Origin of the sequence: Paenibacillus sp. PCH8, assembly GCF_002968835.1 — a bacterium.
GTDB lineage: Bacteria > Bacillota > Bacilli > Paenibacillales > Paenibacillaceae > Paenibacillus.
In genome coordinates this window covers 49,044-69,642 of the sequence record NZ_PKQK01000001.1, presented here as the reverse complement: position 1 = coordinate 69,642, position 20,599 = coordinate 49,044, and the positions used below count along the sequence as shown (strand labels likewise).

The window sequence follows — 20,599 nt, the reverse complement described above, 5'->3', positions numbered from 1 at the left end:
ACATAAAATCAATATATTAAGATCATTTAAAGGTGGAGTAAACATGACTGAAAACACAAAGTACACTGCAGTATCAGGTAAATATACAATGAATGGTACGCCTAACGGCGTTACATCGATTACCCCTTTTATAACAGTGAAGGATCCTTCTGAAGCAATAAAGTTCTATACAAATGTTTTCAATGCAAAGGTGAAGGATATTACTGAACATTCTGATGGAAATGGCAATCCAATGATTGTTCATGCGGAATTAGATTTTGGAAATGGTTTTTTGCAGTTAGGAGCAGCGAATCCAGCATATCAGTTGGCATTGCCGCCAGATGGAGACAGTGCATGTTATTCTTTAGGAATTTACGTCATGAATGTTGATAAAGTAATTGAAAACGCGGTATCAAGAGGAGCCAAAGTAAGGGAAGCGATTATAAATTTTGCTTCAGGTGATCGATTCGGAAGTATAGTTGATCCTTTTGGAATAAGGTGGTCCATTCTGACTCGAATTGAGGATTTGTCGGAAGAAGAAAGTAGCCGTAGGGTCGCTGAATGGGCCAAAAAGCTTTAGTGCAGAATAATGAATCAATAAAAACAATTAAATTATATATTACAGAAGATGTAAAAAAAGGTCGTCTTTCGCTTATCGAGCTGAAGATGACCTTTTTTTTACAGCATACCCTTTATAATAATTAATTTTTTTGTTGGATTGTGCTATCGCCAATAACCTTCCAATTGTCCGTCTGCTCCACCGTTAACGGCTGATGCCGACGAATATAATCCTCCACCAGTGCTGCCATATCCGTAGCGCCTTCGTGCAGTACCTTTTTACCCGGATACATCGCATAATCCCCGCCTCCAGCAGCGCGGTAGCTGTTCATCACCACAGAGTAGGTGTCATTCATGTCCATTGGCTTGCCTTCACGTTCCAACTTCACAACTCGACTGCCCACAGGTTGGGAGATATCCAGCTCGTATTCCATGCCAGCCCACATATCATAATTATAATGCTGAGGTTTGGGTTCCATGTATGCCGGATTGACTGCCACTTTGCCAGAAGCATTCACTTCAAAATAACGTGCCGTTTGCTCCAATGCCTCCCGGATATCCTGACCGCGTAGTTCCAGCACCGTCAATGTATTAGGGTAGATGAAGTTGGATAACACATCCCGCACCGTGATGCGGTTACCGAATCCCCGTGCTTCTTCACTCAGCATGGCAGTATTGGACAGTTGAGCCCCGGTCGCTTCCATCTGCACCTGATGTACAAAATCAATGAAAGGATGCGCCTTGAGCCGCAGAGCCGTTGCATTGGTGATGGACAAGTCTCCGGCAACCTCGCCAATCGATTGATCGAGCCATGCTTGCGCTTCAGCTTCCAGTTCATCCGTAAGTTTCATAACTGTTGCATCAGGTTCAACTTCACTGGGTTCATCCAGAAGCAATAATTGAGCCTTCTTATCTGTAATCTGCCATTTCCCGCCTGATGATTCTTCTAGTTGAACGGTTACATGCCCTGCACCATGCCCGCTGAATCCCGGCTGAATCACGGTTACGCCATGAATCTCAGCAGTCAGCTGACGGTGTTGATGTCCGGTAAGCAGCACATCAATGCCTTCAATGTCCCGGCAGATGGCATAAGCCTGATTTTCTCCCGTTAAACGCTCGGCAGCCTCGCCTGTCTCCAGATCACTCTCGAATCCACCATGATAACTGACTACGAGCACATCCGGTTTCTCATGTTCACGAATATGGCTAACCCATGTACGAATGGTCTCCATGGCATCAAGGAACTGTAATCCTTCAATATTCTTCGGATGCTCCCAGTTTGGGATATAGTGTGTCGTTGCACCCAGCAGTGCAATTTTGACTCCAGAGGAGAGGGTCTTGATTAGATAGGGAGGGCCGAAGGCTGGCAGACCTGCACCTGGTGGAAGATCTGTCCAAGCTTCTATTCCGTTGTCTCCTTCAAGTTCTTCACTCACAATGTTGGCGGACAGCCATGGAAAGTTGGAAGCGTCAACCGCTCTGCGTAGCAGATCCTGACCATAGTTGAACTCGTGGTTACCCATCACCGCAGCATCATAACCGAGTTCATTCAGCACGCTAATAAAAGGATGTACATTATTTTCGGTGACTTTCAAAGCCGCATAAGAGGCCAAAGGTGATCCTTGCAGCAGATCCCCGTTATCGACCAGCAGCAGTTCCGGAGAACGTTCACGTTCCTGACGAATCAGGGAAGCCAGCAGAGCGAGCCCAGCCGGACGGTATGCATTGGTATTGTAATGAATGGGACGAATGGCCCCGTGCAGATCACTGGTGAACAGAATGTTGAAGCTTGCCGTAGGGTTTATAGGTGTCATTTTACAATCTCCTCTATTATATAACTTTGAATATATGGAATGACCAAAAACGGTGAAGACAGAAGAACCTGAAAAAGTGAAGGTAGGTCTTTGATTCCGGCACTTCATCTTCTATTCTCAACCATAATGAGCCTATTCTAACAGATGCAAGACGCTCTGACAGCCTGACAGGAAACTTTACAAAACTCCAAATTTTACTTCACATCACGCAAATATATGACAGCTATAGTAGATAAGTATTGAAATATAGAAACTCTTTGGAGGGTGTTCGTTTGAAGAAGTCTGCTTTATTTTTACCATTGTTGATTTTGGTTATGTTTCTAAGTGCTTGCGGGTCTAGCAGTAGTACAACAGGTTCGGCTAACGGAGCTGATACGAGTTCGAATGCATCTGGTACGTCTACCGACACGGCAGAGACAGACAAAGCCGCCGAAGGTTATGTGCCAACAGAACTGACGGTTCAATTCGTACCTTCCCAGAATGCAGACACGCTTGAAGCCAAAGCAAAACCACTTGAGAAGTTGCTTGGTGACAAATTGGGCATCCCGGTAAAAGTCAGCGTATCCACGGACTACAATACCATTATTGAAGCAATGGCTTCCAACAAAGTGGACGTAGGTTTCTTGCCTCCGACAGCTTATGTATTGGCTAAAGAAAAAGGCGCTGCACAAGTTATTTTGCAAGCACAACGTTTTGGTGTAAATGATGAGACAGGTGCTCCAACGGAGCAATTGGCAGATTCGTATAAATCCATGTTTATCGTGAAAAAAGACTCACCGATCCAATCCATCGAAGACCTTAAAGGTAAGAAAATTGCTTACCAAAACGTAACGTCTTCCGCAGGTTATGTATGGCCGGCAGGTTTGTTGCTGGATAGAGGGATTGATCCATTGAAAGATGTAACACCTGTAACATTGAAAGGTCATGACCAAGGTGTTATCGCTGTATTGAACGGTGACGTTGACGCAGCAGCTATTTTCCAAGATGCCCGCAACACGGTAGCCAAAGACTACCCGACTGTATTTGAAGATACACGTGTACTGGCGTTCACGGAGCCCATTCCTAACGATACCATTGCCGTTCGTACAGACATGAATGCAGATTGGACTGCGAAGATCAAACAAGCCTTCATCGATATCGGTAAAGATACTGAAGGCCACCAGATCATCAAAGAAATCTATACGCATGAAGGTTATGTAGAGTCCGATGATAGCAAGTTCGAGATCGTTCGCCAGTATGGAGAAAAAGTAAAAGGTGAGTAATGTAGATCCAAAAGTAGTTCGGGATCTGTTCACTTCGTAGCTCTTCTGGATGGAAATAGCTTAATCGTAGCAATGGGCAGGCCAGTTCAGCGTGATCTACGCTGCGCTGGCTTGTGCCATTATAGCAAGGACGTAGGTATGGTTGATCATTATGAATGAAAGAAGGATTATTGCCATGATAGAGCTTCATAACGTTACCAAAACTTACGCTAACGGCACCAAGGGCCTGGATAATATTAATCTGAAATTTAAGCAGGGTGAATTCATTGCGGTAGTGGGCCTGTCCGGTGCGGGTAAATCAACCCTTTTGCGCTCCATTAACCGACTGCACGATATTAGTGAGGGCGAGATTCTGATTAACGGAAGTTCCATCACAAAGGCACAAGGCAAACGGCTACGCATGATCAGACGCGATATCGGCATGATTTTCCAAAGCTTCAATCTCGTGAAACGATCCAGTGTACTGCGTAATGTACTCGCGGGGCGTGTCGGATACCATTCCACCATGCGGACCATCCTGGGTCGTTTTCCAAAAGAGGATATTGAACTGGCATTCACCGCTCTGGATCGGGTTAACATCTCGGAGAAAGCCTATTCCCGTGCAGATCAGCTGTCTGGTGGACAACAACAGCGTGTGGCGATTGCGCGTGTACTTGCACAGGAAGCGAAAATTATTCTGGCCGACGAACCGGTTGCGTCACTTGACCCGCTTACAACGAAGCAGGTCATGGATGACCTGAAACGCATCAATCAAGATCTTGGGATTACCACCATCGTCAATCTTCACTTTATTGATCTGGCGAGAGAGTATGCGACCCGTATTGTCGGATTGCGAGCAGGTGAGGTGGTATTCGATGGCCCGGTAGAAGAGGCCACAGATGAGCGCTTTGCAGAAATATACGGCAGACCGATTCTGGCTGACGAATTGCTGGACAAGCAGGCTGTGCATGAGCAGGGAGAAGTTCTGGTATGAAGGGGCAGTCCAACGTTCCACTTCAGAATTCAGGCAGAGTGGGCCAACAACCGGATTCCAGCTCGGCTCAGGTCGTCAACCGTCCGAAACCGCCTGGGCGTATGAAACATCTGCTCACCTTAGTTATCATTCTGCTCTTGCTGTGGGCAAGTGCGAAGCAGACCGATGCCAGCTTCACAGAGTTGTTTGAAGGTTTTCCGAATATGCTGGACCTGCTGAAGGAAATGTTTCCACCCCGGTGGACCTACTTTGATAATATCGTTCAAGGCATGTTGGAGACGATCCGAATGGCCTTGATTGGGACAACCATTGGTGCCATTATTGCGATTCCGGTCTCGATCATCTGTGCCGGCAATCTGATGCCTAGCCGCTGGATCTACTATCCGGCGCGCTTTCTGCTGAACCTGATTCGGACCGTGCCGGATTTACTTCTGGCAGCGTTGTTCGTAGCCGTGTTTGGTCTGGGCCCAATCCCCGGAATCCTGGCACTGGCTGTGTTCTCGGTAGGACTGATTGCGAAGCTGACGTATGAGACGTTGGAAACGATTGATCAGGGACCACTGGAAGCGATGACGGCTGTCGGCATGAACCGGATACAGCTCATTGTATATGGTGTGGTGCCGCAACTGGCTGCCCAGTTCACATCCTATGTACTGTATGCCTTTGAGATCAATATACGTGCTGCTGCTATTCTGGGATTGGTGGGAGCCGGAGGGATTGGTCTCTACTATGAGGCTACACTTGGATTCCTGGAGTATGACAAGACTAGTGTAATTATTCTGTTTACCCTCGTCATTGTCCTGATCATTGATTATGTAAGTACTAAGCTGCGGGAGAAATTGCTATGATGAAAAATGAAACAAGCCGCATCCGGCCTAAAGCACCACGGAAGAGCCCGCTACGCTGGGTCATTGTGTTACTGCTAATTCTTGTCTATGCCTGGGCACTTGCCGGTGTACCGTTTACTGGGTTCAAAGAAACCGCCGCTCAGATTATGAAGGCCATTGTAGCCGGGATTTTCTCACCGGATTGGGATTTTGTATATTTACCTGAGGGAGAAGATCTGCTCCGAGGTCTACTGGATACGCTGGCAATCTCCGTGCTGGGTACCGTAATCTCGGCAGTGCTCTGTATCCCGTTTGCCTTCTGGTCTGCTCGCAATATGAGTGCACATCGTTCCATCTCGGGTGCGGGGAAAATGGTGCTCAGCTTCATCCGTACGTTTCCTGAGATTATCATGGCCCTGTTGTTCATTAAAGCAGTCGGTCCCGGATCGTTCGCTGGGGTACTCGCCCTTGGATTGCACTCGATCGGCATGTTAGGCAAATTGTACGCGGATGAAGTTGAAAATATTGACTACGGTCCGTCGGAGGCGTTGCTTGCTTCTGGTGCCAATCGCATGCAACAGCTGTGGTTCGCCATCTTGCCGCAGGTTATGCCTGGATTCCTGAACTATACCTTGTATCGGTTCGAGATTAATGTACGTTCTGCGACCATTCTCGGCGTAATCGGAGCTGGGGGAATCGGGACACCGCTGATCTTTGCACTTAGCACACGGAACTGGCCGCGAGTAGGTATAATTCTGCTGGGTATTATCGTGATGATCACGATTATCGATCTGATCTCGGGATATATTCGTAAGAAGCTGGTGTAAAGAAGAAAGGGTAAAGTTTATTTGCTAATAAAGACGAGTAAAATAAAGAACATAATGGATATATCTCAATCCATTTTTGATCACTCGAAGAGCAGCCCATGCAATAGTAGGTGCTGCTTTTTGTATTTATTTCATATTTTAATGTATAAATATAAGTGCACAATAGTTCGAATGTAGATTAATCACAATTCCTTTGCTGACTTGCAAATACATTTTTTTTATATTAAAGCAGTTAATTATTTGCTTAATAGTAGGGCTTTTCATACTCCTAAACCACCACAAACTTAAAAATTAACGGGTTACAACATAGAATGTCAATTAGCAAAATTATGAGTCTATATGAAATTACTGTTTAGAAGTAGGCTCATATTATGATAATGTATAGTTATAAATTCAATACTGGAGGAAAATTATGAGAAAAAAAAATAATATGTTGTGGCCGTCTATATCTATTATTATTTTAGTAGTGGCTATGTCTCTTACTGGTTGTTCAAAATTACAAACAAAAATTAATCTCACGGGAGAAAGTGAAAATTGGAGAGGCGAATTAGATACTACCGTGACAAATGAAAGAGAAGAAAATGGGGAGTATGTTATAACTTACAACAAAGATAACTGGGAAGATATAAAAGGATATAAGATAAACATTAATGAAGGAAGAATAATTAGAGAGGAAAACGGTTTAGCTTCCAATTCTATAAAGTTTCCTATAATACGAAAACAAGGCTCAACTATTAGTACTCAGAAAGACCAAACTATTGTCATTTTGTGGACAGATGTTAACGGTAAAGACTTTGAAGAGAAAATGATCTTGAAATCAAAATAAAAAGACATAATTCGACATTATTAAGTTATATTATGAGGAAAAACTATTATTTTCGTGATTGTGAAGTATATTCGAACTGCTATTATTAGTTTTTTTATTTGAGAAATTGATTGTTTTGCACCTTTTTTGTTATATTTTATACGATTAATATTATTATCATAAGTCAATATAAATGAATGAAAGGAGGATGTGGTAACTTCTTCTGACTTACAATCTATTTGTATGGAGGATAATAATGAAAAAGTTAACTAAATTACTTTCAACACTAGTTATTGTTTCAATGATTTTCGGTAGTTTAAATGTATCTGCTGATTCAACCCAGGAAGAAGTGTTACTTTTTGAAGAAGAACAAATTACCGATATTGATACCCTTATTGAACGAGCCAAAAATGGAATAACTGATATCCCGGTAAACGAGTCCAAGAGATCAATTATTTCATTAAAGTCCAATAAATCAATTGCGAATACTCAGTCACTCGCACAAAGTACTGAAACAGATGAACTTGTGTTGGAAGAACAGTATGAAACAACCCAAAAGATTAAAACAGTCCAAAAAGGAAACGAAATAACTGAAACTTTTAGTACTACTACTATCGCTGTTTTAGCTGACGGATCAAGTTATCAAACGCAACCTGACTCTAGCGGAGGAGTTGTAGCATATTCTACAGTTACGTATGACAAGCGCCAACAGAATAATTTAGACACTTACAAACTTATCAAAGTTTCTGGTGGATGGAATAGACATGACTCTTCAATTAACATGAATGATCGGTGGTACACTTTTGGTGCTAGTGGTAATTCATTCGACGGGGGATTTGCTGTAACTCAAGCCAGCGGAAAAAATGAAACGTCTTTAAATGCATTTCAAAAGAATGCTCCAAGTTCTTGGAAATATGTAGTAAAGGATAATTCGACATTTTTTGTTTTTGGTGTTACATCTAGTATCACACTTACAAGAGGAACCAGTTCGAAATGGAACATCCTATTAATTCATAACTTTTAAATTCTTTACTTCCATAAGGGGGCCAACTATGGCTTCCCTTTAAATCATTGATTAAAAGAAAACACCTTTGTTTTCAAGGAGAATTAAATAATGAATTTTTTTATCTATTGTGGGATAGCACTCCTTTTTGTTTCTGGTCTTTGTTTTGGAGCATGGACTACTGGATCACAACAAAGAGGGAATTTTCATTCTGAATATGAAAAAGAACGTAATATAAAAAAAAAAATTGGCACATGGTCGGCTTTAGTTGGAGTTCTTTCCTTTGCCCTTGCGGGCTTAATGTCTCTAGTAAGCTAAGGGCAAGAAAGCTAGAATAAAGAAAGACACATCGTGAACCCGAGGTAATGCATACCAGGCTAATACGATACTTTCAGGATCATAGACTGGTTTGAGTGTTCCAATTATTGAAGGGACCAAAATTTTATTGGATGTGGGTTGATGTAACCACTTCCAATCTTTCAGTGTCTTACGTTTTTTACTATAATGCGGTATTATTCAACTAATATTCAGAGCATTTATGCTTGAAAAAAAACCAAAGCAAGATTGCTTTGAATTGGTCAGATTCCTGTCAAGTAGACAGATGGAAAAAGCTATGCTGCCAGTGCGCATCGATATTCAATCGGTACGCGCTGTTTGAGTTTGGCTTGTAAGCGTCGGTAATTGTAATCTTCCACGGCTTGTGGAATGAATTAGACTGGTTAACGTATAGCTTCACTTTAGATGCGAGAAGAAGGATTCGATGCATACGTTATCCGGGCAGGTTGCTTTGCGAGAGTTGCTGCCCTTGACGCCGAATGCTTCTAATCGTGAATCGTGAGTTGTACGCCTAATACGTGTATTGAGAGCCCTGTTCACGAATGGAGCACGGCTTCCGAAACGTCTCTTTTGTTGTCCATTGTTCTACACTGTATTCAATACTAGCTGGACATCGTTTCATTAAGATAACTGCCAAGCTACAATCTCGTTGTTGAACAAGTCTTGAATCACTCTGACAGATAAAAGAATGCGCTTCCATACGAATTATAGGTAATATCCGTCACAATTTTTTGCTGGGGTGCTGTGGCATAAAATTGGCGCTTCAGGCGATTCGGATAGATAAAAGATGTCGTATAGCTGGACTTCTTTCGCTTTCTGTAAATCACCGTTTGGATCGATAGTTCCCGAATGATTCGTCATACTTTCTTGTGATTAACGTTCAGACTATCCTCCCAAACGCGTTTATAATGCGAGGATAACCAAACTCTTGGTTTGTAAAATGAATAGCCATCATGTGTTCTTTGATCTCACGATCACGGTCTCGTCTTGCGTTTCGCTGCGAGTGGGTCGCTTGCCATTTTTAGTAACTGGATCAGGGTTCCTGCTATCGTTAATAGGCGTGTAATGCCATGCAAGCAGCGCAGTTCATCTAGGATATCGTAGTTTTCTCTTTGCTCAACGCTTCTCCTTTACTAGATTTGGATACCGCTTTTTTAAATAATCTACCTGTGCTTGAAGGTAGTCCCGTTCTTCTTCTACACTGCTAAAGGCAGTACGAGGCCGTCCTTTCAGTGGATTCGGAACATTGTTTTTTCGCTCATCGAACGCTTCCCCGTTTTTCCATTTTTTTACCCACACCTTCAGTTGTGAACAGTTTCGAATTCCTTCGCGATCAGCGACCACCTTGTAACTTGAAGAACCTTCGACATAGGATCTAACCGCATTCAATTTAAATTCTTAGGTATACGTGTGAAATGTTTGTCCTTTTTTGGCCATAAAAATATCCCCTCCAAGTGTCACTTGAACCCTCATGATAACATGAAGGTTTTTTCAAGTGTCTACTTAAAGGGGATAATACCAGAATCGGGCAATGTTGGTTTCGGTTTTTTAGTTGCTTGGTTAAACGTTAGGCTTCTTTACTGTGACTTAGCTAGCCAAAGGCAACGCTTGGGTTACTTGTACCGTAATTGTCTCTGTGCTGGTTACGCCTGCGGCGTTGATCAGCTCAGCACGATACGTATATGTTCCGTTGGCACGGCCGGACAATTCCGTAACCGCACTTTGAGAAGCTGGTGTTGCCGCGTTCAATGCTTGTGTATCAACCAATACATCATTCTCATAGAGACGGTACTTGGTTGCGTTCGTACCCCACCAGAGGTTCATGGATACGTTGTAGTTGCCGTCACCATCCCAGTTATTTTGGGACAACGTAGCTTTGCCAGGAGCGGCGTTCGTTACTTGTACGGTCAGTACGTCGCTGCGTGTTGTACCTTTGTCATTAGTCAGTTCGGCTACGTAGGTATATGTGCCGTTGGCTTTACCTGTAATAGCTGTTTTAGCAAACTGTGAAGAAGGTGTAGTCGCAGTTAATTTCTGCGTATCAATAAGAACACCGTTCTCATACAATTTGTACTCGGAACCATTCTCACCCCACCAGAGGTTCATGCTAACGTTATATGAACCTTCGAACAGGCCGGTGGTATACCCGTTATCAGAGGAAAGCGCCGGTTTACCCGGTGCTCCCACAGCTGGATTGGAAGGTGTTTCGCCTCCGCCTTGATTCTCAGCAGGTACAAAATCATTCAAGCTTCTAGGTTTCAATTGATATGCATCTTTGAAAATAGCGGATATGCCTGTGATACTGATCTTGTCCCCTGCAACATAAGGGAAGGAAGTATCTGTCACACCTGTGCGGGTATCTACACGGATATGTGTATTTGTTCCGTCTGCTGCTACCGCGTCGAATTCAAATGATCCAACTGGTGTAGCACTGATGATATTCTCGATCGTTACATCCTTCAATTGAACCAGTTGACCCTGGTTCATATCTGTGATGGCTGTAACTTCGATGGGAGCAGGTACGGAAGCCGTACCTGTTTTCTCAATCGCAACGATATCAGTAAGCTCGAACTCGCTGTTATAGATGGTTGTTGCCGCCGTTACTTTAACCTTGTCACCAGCATGGAAGCCGCTGGTGTGCTGGAACACGTAGATTCCGGCAGTTTCATCTTGAAGATAGAAGGCTTGTCCACCGAATGCACCCGGCTCTGTCGTCACAACACCTTCGATGGTTACGGTCGTGCCAACAGCTTTGGTACGTGCTTCAGCAACCGTGATCGCTGCTGGAATCGGTCCTTCTTCTTCCGGCAGCGGCTCTGCTGGCACATTGCCAACGGATACGGCACTCGTGATCAGGTTGCTGCCGTTCAGACGCAGACGCAAGCTGGCAGCGCCAGTTGTACCCGGTTTGATGCGGACGTTCAGATCTTGGATTGCACGACCTTTGCTGTCCGAAGTTACACTGAATGTGGAGCTATAGCCGTACGAAGTCGGCCAAGTACCACTTTCATTCTGGATCATAGCGACCTGTGTTCCGCCAGTCAGATAGATACCGGCACTATAGCCGGATACGGTTGTGTTTGGTGGCATATTCTCCACAACGACACGAACCTGGAAGTCTTCTGCATTCGGAAGAGTATCTTGTTTCACGAAGCTGTAAGCAGCGTTTGCACTGGATGCAGGTCCGCCATAAGAGCCAGCCTTGAACGTGGAGCGATCGTACCACTTGTATCCAGCAGCAGGTGCGGACCAAGGTTCAGCCTGTGGCTCTGTGGAAAGAGCTGGCTCTTCGAATGGCAACAGCGCTGTCGCTGTGTCCAGTTCAAGTCCGTTCACTTGGGTCAGACTGGTGTAGTTCTCTTGTGTAGCAAGCCAGTTCACTGTGTTCACGAGCAGCACCGCATCATTGGCTTCTTTGAACCCATCATAAGTCGTTTTGCGTGTACCCGTCTCTTCACGCAAGTATTTAGGTGATGCATCTTCTACTGGGGAGGAGTCGCCGATGAAAGCTGCCTTACCTTCTCCCAGCTTGGATACCGCAACGTAAGGACCTTCTTCAATCCCGCCACCGTTGTAGACGCCTTGGTCCACCGCGTTATTCCATTTGGCGTTGGTTTTTGGCAAGTACACAATGCCTTTTGCCTTTTCCGGATTGGTGATCGCGAGGGTTGAACCAGCGTGCATGGCTACCGCCGATACCCCTTCTGTGATGCCGAAGGCTTGATCTGCCGGTACGACGATATTGGCGTTGATATCGCCAAGTGCGTTATAGCGGAATCGTACGCCAAAGTTATCGGACAACCAGTCCGTGCTGGTTACATTTTGCATCGCTTCCGAGTTGCGCTCATCTGTGCTCATGCCTTTGCTCGGATCTTCAAAAGCTCCCCGACGATAGCCGTTGATGACTTCTGAGCCATCCCAGCGATTTTTGTTACGGTCGGCATTGTAGTGATCTCCAACGAAGAAGATACTGCCGCCGGTTTCAACATATTGTTTCAATGCTGCTTGTTCTGATGTTTTGAAAGGAATTTGAGGCTCTGCAATAACGAATACGTTATACTCTTTCAGATCATCATAGGTAAATGGAGTCGTCTTGCGAAGTTCTTTGACATAGTAGCCATCATTGGCGAGTGCATTCCCGAAGTCAGAGAAACCTCCATCGATGACCCAGTCTGCGGCTCCAGCCGTCTGCCCGTGAGAGTTGTCGAACAATACTTTCTTACCTGCATTTTGGTTCACAACCTTCGCCTGGATGAACGGTGCCGGGTCTGTCGGTCCTTCCGCATGAACCGATGCATCTCCGTTCCATAATCCGACCTGAAGCGGCAAAGCCATGGACAATGCCAAGAGTGATTTTAGAAATACTCCTCGCATACCTGTTAATTTACCCAACCAAATCCCTCCCAAATAGTAGTTGATTCATGAGTTCGTCCATATTCTACCACATGAAAATCTCACATAGTCATAACAATTTGTAAAAATTAACTCGATATTTGTGAAATTGGGTCTTTTGACATATACGTAGGTATTTTAAACTGGTTATTTCTGTCCTCTACATTCTCGTGTGAATGTTTGGTTTAACTTATATAACGCTGAATTAGCGCAAACAAAAAGGCCAGCCAGTAATTACTGGCTAACCTGATAATACGATAAAGCCATCTTTATGAGATGACTTTGGCTCGAATTCGATTCACGGCATGGAAGACGGAGGACTTAATCATGCCTTCACTGCGGTTCACCAGCTCCGCCGTCTCCTTAATGGAGTAACCATGGATGAGGCGAAGTTGCAATATTTGACGATGCTCGGTGTTGTTAATATGAGAGACCAGGTCGTCCACACCTTCATTAATCTCCAGATGCGGCGTATCGAAGTGATGCGTAGGTGCCTCCAGACGACTATCACGCCGTAACGTGCGGGTACGTCTGCGAAAGCTATCCATGGCCAGATTACGAGCAATGCGTTTCAGATAATACAGAATTCGATCTTCGGGAATCGGTGTGGTCACGTTCATCAGTCGAATGAAGCAATCCTGCGCGAGATCTTCCGCATCCTGTGGTTGTTTGACGATATGGGATAGATACCTGGTGATTTCTGATTTATAGTTGACATAAGCGTCATTGATTAATGTGTTGTTCATATGATGTGAATCCCCCTTGGATACAGTCAGGCTTGGGTCCGGTCCGGTCTGGTACGGTTTCTTATATTGCAAGTATATCGGGAGATTGTATCCAAACTATCCAGAGTTGTATCGGAGTTGTAACATTTCCTGCTTTCCTCTGTTCAAGCGTACGACGGGGATACAAAATATAGGCAGATGAAATTCATAGAGCAGGGAGATACAAGAGGATCATGAGACAAAAAGAGATTCTGATTATTGAGGACGAGGAGTCCATTCGCGATATTTTATCGTATTCCTTACGCAAAGAAGGATTCGAGATGAAGGAAGCGGCTTCGGGCAAAGAAGGGCTGACTCTGCTTAGGGACTCGAAGCCGGATCTAATTCTGCTTGATCTGATGCTGCCAGACATGAGCGGTTTTGACGTGTGCAGACAACTATCCGTCAATTCCAAGATCCCCGTCATCATGATCACAGCCAAGTCCGACATGCTGGACAAGGTACTTGGCATGGAGCTGGGAGCGGATGATTATATTACGAAACCTTTTGATATCCGCGAAGTGGTCGCGCGCATCAGAGCTATTTTCCGCCGAATTGATCTCATTAGCGAGACGTTGGAGAACCAGTCTTATGAGGTGGTAAGGCTCGGCAAACATATCGAGATTCGCAAAGATGAGCGTGAAGTATGGAAGGACGGCGAGCGGGCAGGACTGACGAATAAGGAATACGATCTGCTCTTGTTTCTCGTGACCCATCACCGGAAGGTACATACACGTTCGGAGCTGCTCGACAAGGTGTGGGGATTTGACTTTGCAGGGGATACCCGAACGGTGGATATTCATGTGCAACGCATTCGCAAGAAGCTGGACAGCGGTGTTCAGGGCATATCGATGATCGAAACGGTATTCGGTGTGGGGTACAAGCTTAATATTCAGGTGCAGACATGAAGTGGACGATCCAGTTCAAATTGGTCGTGCTATTCTCGGTGATTGTCTTTATCGGATTCTCCGCTCTGCTGATTATCTCCAATAAGGTAGCGCAGGAGAATATGTACCGGGAAGTACATGAAGACATGGTACAATCGAAGAAAAATCTGGATATCGCACTGAATCAGTACTTCCTGATTCATAACAAACGTATGAGCAGAGACTCGCTTGAAGCCGGGAGCCGCGAACTTGCGGAGCAGATTGGTTCGGCTGTTGGCGGAAACATTACGGTATATCGTCCTGACGCATCGCCATATGGTTCTGCTGGCAGTGGGGTTAACGTCGCGAAGCAGTCTGATATCCCTGATGTGAAGGAAGCCACACAGTCCCGAATTGCCTACACCACAGTAGTGGACAATGGGCGGGTCACGGCCAGTCTGTCCTTCCCACTCCGGAGTGATCAACAATGGATTGGCATTGTGCAGTTGGAGAAGGATTACACGGAACTGTACAAGCGTAACTTGGGCTTCCAGAATACGATTATGCTATTTGCAGCGGCCATTTTCGTATTTGTATTTATTGCATCGATCTTTATTTCCCGGAAAATCACACAACCCATCCGTGTACTCACGAAACGTTCTGCGGAAGTGGCTCAGGGCAGCCTGAATGCGGACATTCAGATTACAACGAAGGATGAGATTGGAGAACTCGCTTCAAGCTTCACGGTCATGATTGACCGGGTTCGGGAGCAGATCGATGTGATTGAGCGGGAGCGGGACGAAGTGAAACAGGTACAGGCACGGAGCAAAGTTTTTTTTGATAATGTAACCCATGAATTGAAAACGCCGTTGACGACGATCTTGGGATACGCCCAGATTCTGCGGGATAACGGATTTACCGATCAGGACTTTTTTGACAAAGGCATGAATTATATCATCAAGGAAAGCCAGCGTTTGAACACGATGGTTGCTGATATTCTGGAGGTCTCCGTATCCTCGGCGGTGATTCAGTCCTATCGGTTTGAGCAGATCGATGTATCGGACATTATTCGAGAAGCATGTGAGGACATGTCGATTAAGGCAAGCAAGTACAATATAGGAATCCACTATGAGTTGGAGGAGCAACTGGTTCTGCGCGGAGATCGTGACAAGCTGAAGGAAGTATTCCTTAACATCCTGGATAATTCGGTCAAATACAGTGATGTGAATTCGATTATTGAAGTACAGTCGTTCCGATTAGGCGATTCCATCGTTATCTTGATCCGTGATCAGGGGAGGGGATTGGTGCGGAAGCGCTCCAGCATGTATTTGAACCCTTTTACCAGGATAAAGGAATCAATCGGGCCGAGAAAGGAAGCGCCGGGCTTGGACTGTCTATTGTGAAAAACATCGTAGAGCGTCATGGAGGAACAGTGGAGATGAAGAGTATTGCGCGAAAAGGAACACAAGTGAATATCAGTCTTCCGGGAGAAATGAACGCATGAAACAATCCGGATTTTGGCGTAAGAACCGCGACAGACTGATGCTATCCGGGCTTTTAATTGCATTTGTGGGGGCATCTTCGGTATCGGTAGTCTGTTCAGTATCGGAAATCTCAAGCCACGAACGGTGGTTCTGCCCAGTGAGCAATTCAACAGCCGTCTGGCTCCACCCCGAGCAGTACGATCCAGATTGATTCAGCTACCAAAATTCCGAATGATTTTGCCATCTATGACTTTGACGTGGCTGATCGAAATACGATTGTTGTTAATAGTCCGGGGCAGTCGTACTCCGGTCTGCAATTGTCACTGTTATATTTGGATGATAATCAGGTCAAAGATATCGGAGGCAATACTGACTATGGCGTTTTTCTGAGCCCGGACCGAAAGAAGCTGATCTATTCCCAATATCGTACAGGCATGAATCAGCGAACCACATTCGCGTATGATCTGGAGAGCGGTGAACGGCGTAAGCTCGGGAATGACAACTCCTTTTACAGACGTTTTGTGGGGAACGGCACGTACGTTGGTCAGGATGAACTCACATTCAGACAGATGAACCTGAGCACGGGCAAGAGTCGTGTATTATACACGCACAAAGAACTGATGTCGATGATGACAGACGTAAGTGAAGTGAAGAATGCAAGTGACACATTCATTATTATGGATTTATTTGAAGTCAGTCAGGATCAGAAAGAGATATATATGTTAGTCATGTTGAAGGATGAATTCACCATCTACCGTGTATCTCTGCAAGATGATTATCAAGTGAAGACGTACATGACGATGAAGGACATACAGCAATTCAGACTGCTGAAGAATGGGGATATGATTATTCAGGGCGAAGTGGATAAAGTACAGGGATTGTATCGCTACCGTGCGAAGCAAGATCAGCTGGATCTGCTGGTGAAGGGGACATTCTGGAACTTTGATCTGGCTGCGGATGAATCCCGTATTGCCTACGTTCGTTCAATGGAGAACCAGAAGAATGAAGTGCATATCGCCTATCTGGATGAGAACAAACTCTCATCCGATACGGTAATCTACCGCAATATTGAACATTTCATCAAGCTGAAATGGATGGAAGATGAATTATTTGTTGCGGGCAGCTCTACGGAAAAAAGCGAATTGTACCGGTTTAGCTTCAGAGCCTGGTAAGTTAGTCAAAAGGATACGAACGAAAGACCTTGTCTGCATGGAGCTGGTTGTAGCCACTCTGCTGACAGGGTCTTTTTGCGTGTATATTTTACAAGTTGGATACAACTTCGGCCAGCCCGGATACATCTTGAATCTATAATAAAGAAGGATGTGATACACGCGAATCTATACATATTCAGCAAGTAGAAAGGAAGACATGCGCGAATGCTTCAAGTTGAACAATTGTCCCATTCATTCCGCAATGCACAGGGAACGGTACCCGTGCTTCAAGATATCAACCTGTCGATTGATGAAGGTAAGATGGTGGCCCTGCTGGGCAGCTCAGGTTCAGGCAAGTCGACCCTGCTGAATCTGATGGCTGGATTAATGAAACCGGATCAAGGCAAGATTCTAATTGCAGGGCAAGATATTGTACGTTTCAGCGAGAATCGTCTGGCCGAGTTCCGACGCAGCCATATCGGCTTTATTTTCCAATCTTATGAGCTGTTGTCCAATCTGACGATTCGGGAAAATGTGGAGTTGCCTTTGGTATTCATGGGGATAAGCCCATCCAAGCGTAAGGCCAAGGCACTTGGACTGCTAGAGCAGGTGGGATTGGGTGAAAAAGCAAATCTGTTCCCGTCCCAGCTGTCGGGCGGTCAACAACAACGTGTCAGTATTGCGCGCTCGCTCATTCCCGAGCCTTCGGTTATTTTTGCAGATGAGCCAACGGGCAATCTGGATACGGAGACTGAGGAGGAGATTATCGCGATTTTGCAGCGGCTGAACCGGGAGATGAACACAACCTTTGTCATCGTGACACATGAGGCAGAGGTCGCCGAGCAGATGCAGGTTGTGCTTACATTGCAAAGCGGAATACTGATTGAAGAGACCAGGCTTTAAGGGAAGCAGAAGATGAGCCTAAGGAGGGGAATTGTGAGAATACGGGATGTAGCACGTATGGCCTGGGGACAGATCATTCGCAGAAAAATAGTCACACTGCTGTGCTTGATGGGTCTATCGATCGGCTCGGCGGCTATGATCATTGCACTCAGTGTAGGACAATCTGTACAGACCTATAGCGAGAAAATGTTGAATGATAATTACAAGATGGACGAAATAACGATTATGCCTAATGAAGGAATCAAGACGGGGAATGGCAGCGGGAGTGGACAGAAAACGAAGTTTGAACGTGGGGCGCTAACCATGGAGAAGATTAGGATCATCCAGCGACTTCCCCATGTTATCGCAGTCGCTCCTATGCTGAAGCTGGATGCACTTGATATGGTGCTTCCGGATGGACGCAGTTCTTATGTGGAAGTGGTGGGTACCGAGCTGGATACACTGGGCGGATTCGGCTACCGTTATGCGCAGGGAAGTGGTGCCGGGGACGGACGGATTGCGGTAGCGAATTACGGGTCGACGTTCGGCTTCATAGATCCCAAGGTGACCCAGAAGTTATTTGATCAGCTGAATGCAGATCCCTATAACAATGAACTTTTGCAACAATATACAGACATGTCGTCCTTACAGGATCGGCTTATGCAGCAGCGTATTCAATTTCGCTATGAAGATTTCACAGGTGGAAGGCAGACCAAAATGAGCGGATCGGTTCGGGTGTCTGGTGAACTGACGAAGCCTTCCAACATGGATGATATGAGCGCCCAGAATGAAAAGAGGATATACGTACCCCTTGATACGGCACGTGCCCTGCAGGATGAGCTTGGTCTGCAACAGGCGGACAGTACAGCTCTCAAACATCTTAACTCGGCTATGGTTAAAGTGGATGATAAGCGACATGTGGCACAAGTCGAAGAACAGATTAAGAAGCTGACGTTAAACACCCAAAGCAATCTGTTCCAGGAGGAAGCGGTGGCAGGACAGATGGCCATGTATCAGAAAGCAGCCATGGGCATCGGCGGATTTATTATGCTACTGGCCTCGCTATCCATTATTGTGGCCATGATCATGTCTACACATCAGCGGCGCAAGCAGATTGGGGTTATGAAGGTGCTGGGTGCCAATCTGTGGCAGATTCGCCAGATGTTTATCGTTGAGGCAGGCATGCTTGGGTTTATGGGTGGTGTTGCGGGAGTAGGTATTGCTTTTGCTGCTCTTGGCGGGGTGAACAGTCTGTTGGCGAGCCAGATGGCAGATCAGGCGAGTGGGCCGATGATGGTTGTTATTCAGCAATCGGCACTGCCGCTGGGCATCGTGTTTGCTGTGCTGGTAGGTATTATATCTGGTATATATCCGGCAATCAGTGCATCCCGGACCAATGCATTAAGTGTTATCAAGTCCATGTGATAGAGCTTGTACATACCAGTGGAATGGGGCAGACTCCAAACTTATACGTGAAAGGGAATATAGACACATGAAGAAATGGATTAACATTACAATCACGGTTGTACTCTTGGCAGGGGTCGGGTACTGGCTGTATGACATGTACAAACCGAAACCGGAGGCACCTGTCGAGATTCCTCCACCGATTACCTTTGAGGTTACGCAGGAGACGATGACACAGTCCATACAGGTGAAAGGGAAATCGGTGTATACCGATCAGACGGACGTCTTCGCTCCCTATACTTCCAGCATCAAGCAGTGGCATGTGAAAAGTGGAGAACAGGTGAAGAAGGGAGATATCCTGTTTACTCTGGATACCTCAGCGCTACAGACGGAGATTGATCAGATGCAAAGCGATCTGGCGAAAGCCCGACTGGATGTGGAGATCAATCAGGTTAGTGCGGATCAAGCAAACATGAGCGAAACACTCGGAGTCACGGAAGAAGAGCGTAAGAAGGCCTTTGTTGAACGAGAGGGCAAGCGACTGACGAACGAACTGAATCAAAAAGCATTGGGCCTCAAAGAGCAGGAAGTGCAGAAAAAGCAGGCAGTGATGGCTAAGGCCGTTGTGTATGCTTCCGCATCGGGTATATTCCAGATGAATGAGGAAGACAGCAAGACACGTGCAGTTACGGAAGGGCAGCTCATGGGTTCCATCACCAATATCAGCAAACTCAAGTTCATGACGATTGTTGGTGAGGAAGAAATGTTCAGGCTCAAAGTGGGCATGCCAGTTCAGGTACGAATGACAGCACAGAAGGACCTTAAATTCACTGGTAAAGTGAGCAAAGTATCCAAATTCGCTCGCAAGAGCACGGATACAGATCTCAAGCAGGCCTCACAGTTCGATGTTGTTATTGATATGAAGCCGGATGAGAGAATGTATGGTGGTGTGAGTCTGGAGGGGGATATCGAGACGTTACGTAAGGCCAAGGCAACCGTTGTGTCCAGTCTGGCCATTATGCGGGACCAGCCCGAACCGTATGTCCTGCTCGACAAAGGCCATGGACAGACCGAACAGCTGATGATCCAGGCCGGAATAGAATCAGGGGACAAGACGGAAGTGGTTAGCGGATTGAAGCCTGGAGATATTGTCGTTATACCTTAGACGCGCAATGCAGCAAGTATCATTGTAGCAGATAGATGATTAGATAGATGAGCGGATCAGATCAGATCATTCGCTGTTATGACCAAGGAAGGTTCATTGTGGCCTAT

The 20,599-nt window shown here is 45.6% G+C and carries 16 protein-coding genes and 1 pseudogene; 14 read left to right on the top strand and 3 right to left on the bottom strand.

All coding sequences use genetic code 11. From position 1 onward, the window contains the following. Nucleotides 1-43 precede the first annotated feature (43 nt). Complete coding sequence (locus tag C0Q44_RS00285; RefSeq protein ID WP_105405539.1) at nt 44-559, top strand: VOC family protein; 516 nt, start codon at nt 44-46, stop codon at nt 557-559. A 121-nt stretch (nt 560-680) separates the two neighbouring features. Here C0Q44_RS00285 and C0Q44_RS00280 read toward each other — a convergent pair whose 3' ends face one another. Next, nucleotides 681-2,351, bottom strand: coding sequence for a bifunctional metallophosphatase/5'-nucleotidase (locus tag C0Q44_RS00280; RefSeq protein WP_105405538.1), 1,671 nt, complete (start codon nt 2,349-2,351; stop codon nt 681-683). A 272-nt stretch (nt 2,352-2,623) separates the two neighbouring features. On the opposite strand from C0Q44_RS00280, the gene C0Q44_RS00275 reads away from it, so the two are divergent. From C0Q44_RS00275 to C0Q44_RS00245, 7 genes are all read left to right on the top strand, one after another. Further along, nucleotides 2,624-3,613, top strand: a complete 990-nt coding sequence (locus C0Q44_RS00275; RefSeq protein WP_105405537.1) for a phosphate/phosphite/phosphonate ABC transporter substrate-binding protein — start codon at nt 2,624-2,626, stop codon at nt 3,611-3,613. A gap of 175 nt (nt 3,614-3,788) precedes the next feature. Then, entirely contained in the window at nt 3,789-4,586 is a 798-nt protein-coding gene (gene phnC / locus C0Q44_RS00270) for a phosphonate ABC transporter ATP-binding protein (RefSeq protein ID WP_105407552.1), read from the top strand. Between the two features lie 101 nt (nt 4,587-4,687). Further along, nucleotides 4,688-5,434 (top strand): phosphonate ABC transporter, permease protein PhnE, encoded by a 747-nt coding sequence (gene phnE / locus C0Q44_RS00265; RefSeq protein ID WP_181150965.1) that lies wholly within the window; start codon nt 4,688-4,690, stop codon nt 5,432-5,434. Further along, entirely contained in the window at nt 5,431-6,240 is an 810-nt protein-coding gene (phnE, locus tag C0Q44_RS00260; protein WP_105405536.1) for a phosphonate ABC transporter, permease protein PhnE, read from the top strand. The genes phnE (C0Q44_RS00265) and phnE (C0Q44_RS00260) overlap by 4 nt, the downstream gene beginning before the upstream one ends. 412 nt (nt 6,241-6,652) lie before the next feature. Continuing rightward, nucleotides 6,653-7,066: a hypothetical protein gene (locus C0Q44_RS00255; RefSeq protein ID WP_105405535.1), complete on the top strand. Its 414-nt coding sequence runs from the start codon at nt 6,653-6,655 to the stop codon at nt 7,064-7,066. 235 nt (nt 7,067-7,301) lie between these two features. Continuing rightward, nucleotides 7,302-8,069 carry a hypothetical protein gene (locus C0Q44_RS00250; protein ID WP_105405534.1) on the top strand — a complete coding sequence of 256 codons (768 nt, stop codon included), beginning with the start codon at nt 7,302-7,304 and terminating at the stop codon, nt 8,067-8,069. 90 nt (nt 8,070-8,159) lie between these two features. Then, a complete protein-coding gene (locus C0Q44_RS00245) occupies nt 8,160-8,366 on the top strand; it encodes a DUF5316 family protein (protein WP_105405533.1) in 207 nt (68 codons plus the stop codon). 1,605 nt (nt 8,367-9,971) lie between these two features. Here the strand turns inward: C0Q44_RS00245 and C0Q44_RS00235 are convergent. Next, complete coding sequence (locus C0Q44_RS00235) at nt 9,972-12,758, bottom strand: DUF5689 domain-containing protein (RefSeq protein WP_374955082.1); 2,787 nt, start codon at nt 12,756-12,758, stop codon at nt 9,972-9,974. 287 nt (nt 12,759-13,045) lie between these two features. After that, nucleotides 13,046-13,522, bottom strand: coding sequence for an RNA polymerase sigma factor (locus C0Q44_RS00230; RefSeq protein ID WP_105405531.1), 477 nt, complete (start codon nt 13,520-13,522; stop codon nt 13,046-13,048). Nucleotides 13,523-13,734: 212 nt separating this feature from the next. On the opposite strand from C0Q44_RS00230, the gene C0Q44_RS00225 reads away from it, so the two are divergent. From C0Q44_RS00225 to C0Q44_RS00200, 6 genes and pseudogenes are all read left to right on the top strand, one after another. Next, complete coding sequence (locus C0Q44_RS00225; protein WP_105405530.1) at nt 13,735-14,448, top strand: response regulator transcription factor; 714 nt, start codon at nt 13,735-13,737, stop codon at nt 14,446-14,448. Continuing rightward, a pseudogene (locus C0Q44_RS31670) lies at nt 14,445-15,910 on the top strand (sensor histidine kinase). Before C0Q44_RS00225 ends, C0Q44_RS31670 begins: the two are co-directional and overlap by 4 nt. Before the next feature lie 237 nt (nt 15,911-16,147). Then, the gene (locus C0Q44_RS00215) at nt 16,148-17,062 is read left to right on the top strand and encodes a hypothetical protein (protein ID WP_105405529.1); all 915 of its coding nucleotides are present in this window, start codon (nt 16,148-16,150) and stop codon (nt 17,060-17,062) included. A 204-nt stretch (nt 17,063-17,266) separates the two neighbouring features. Next, a complete protein-coding gene (locus tag C0Q44_RS00210; protein WP_105405528.1) occupies nt 17,267-17,944 on the top strand; it encodes an ABC transporter ATP-binding protein in 678 nt (225 codons plus the stop codon). Nucleotides 17,945-17,977: 33 nt separating this feature from the next. Further along, on the top strand, nt 17,978-19,348 hold the full coding sequence (locus tag C0Q44_RS00205) for an ABC transporter permease (protein ID WP_181150798.1): 1,371 nt from the start codon (nt 17,978-17,980) through the stop codon (nt 19,346-19,348). A gap of 67 nt (nt 19,349-19,415) precedes the next feature. After that, complete coding sequence (locus tag C0Q44_RS00200) at nt 19,416-20,492, top strand: efflux RND transporter periplasmic adaptor subunit (protein ID WP_105405526.1); 1,077 nt, start codon at nt 19,416-19,418, stop codon at nt 20,490-20,492. Nucleotides 20,493-20,599: the final 107 nt, after the last annotated feature.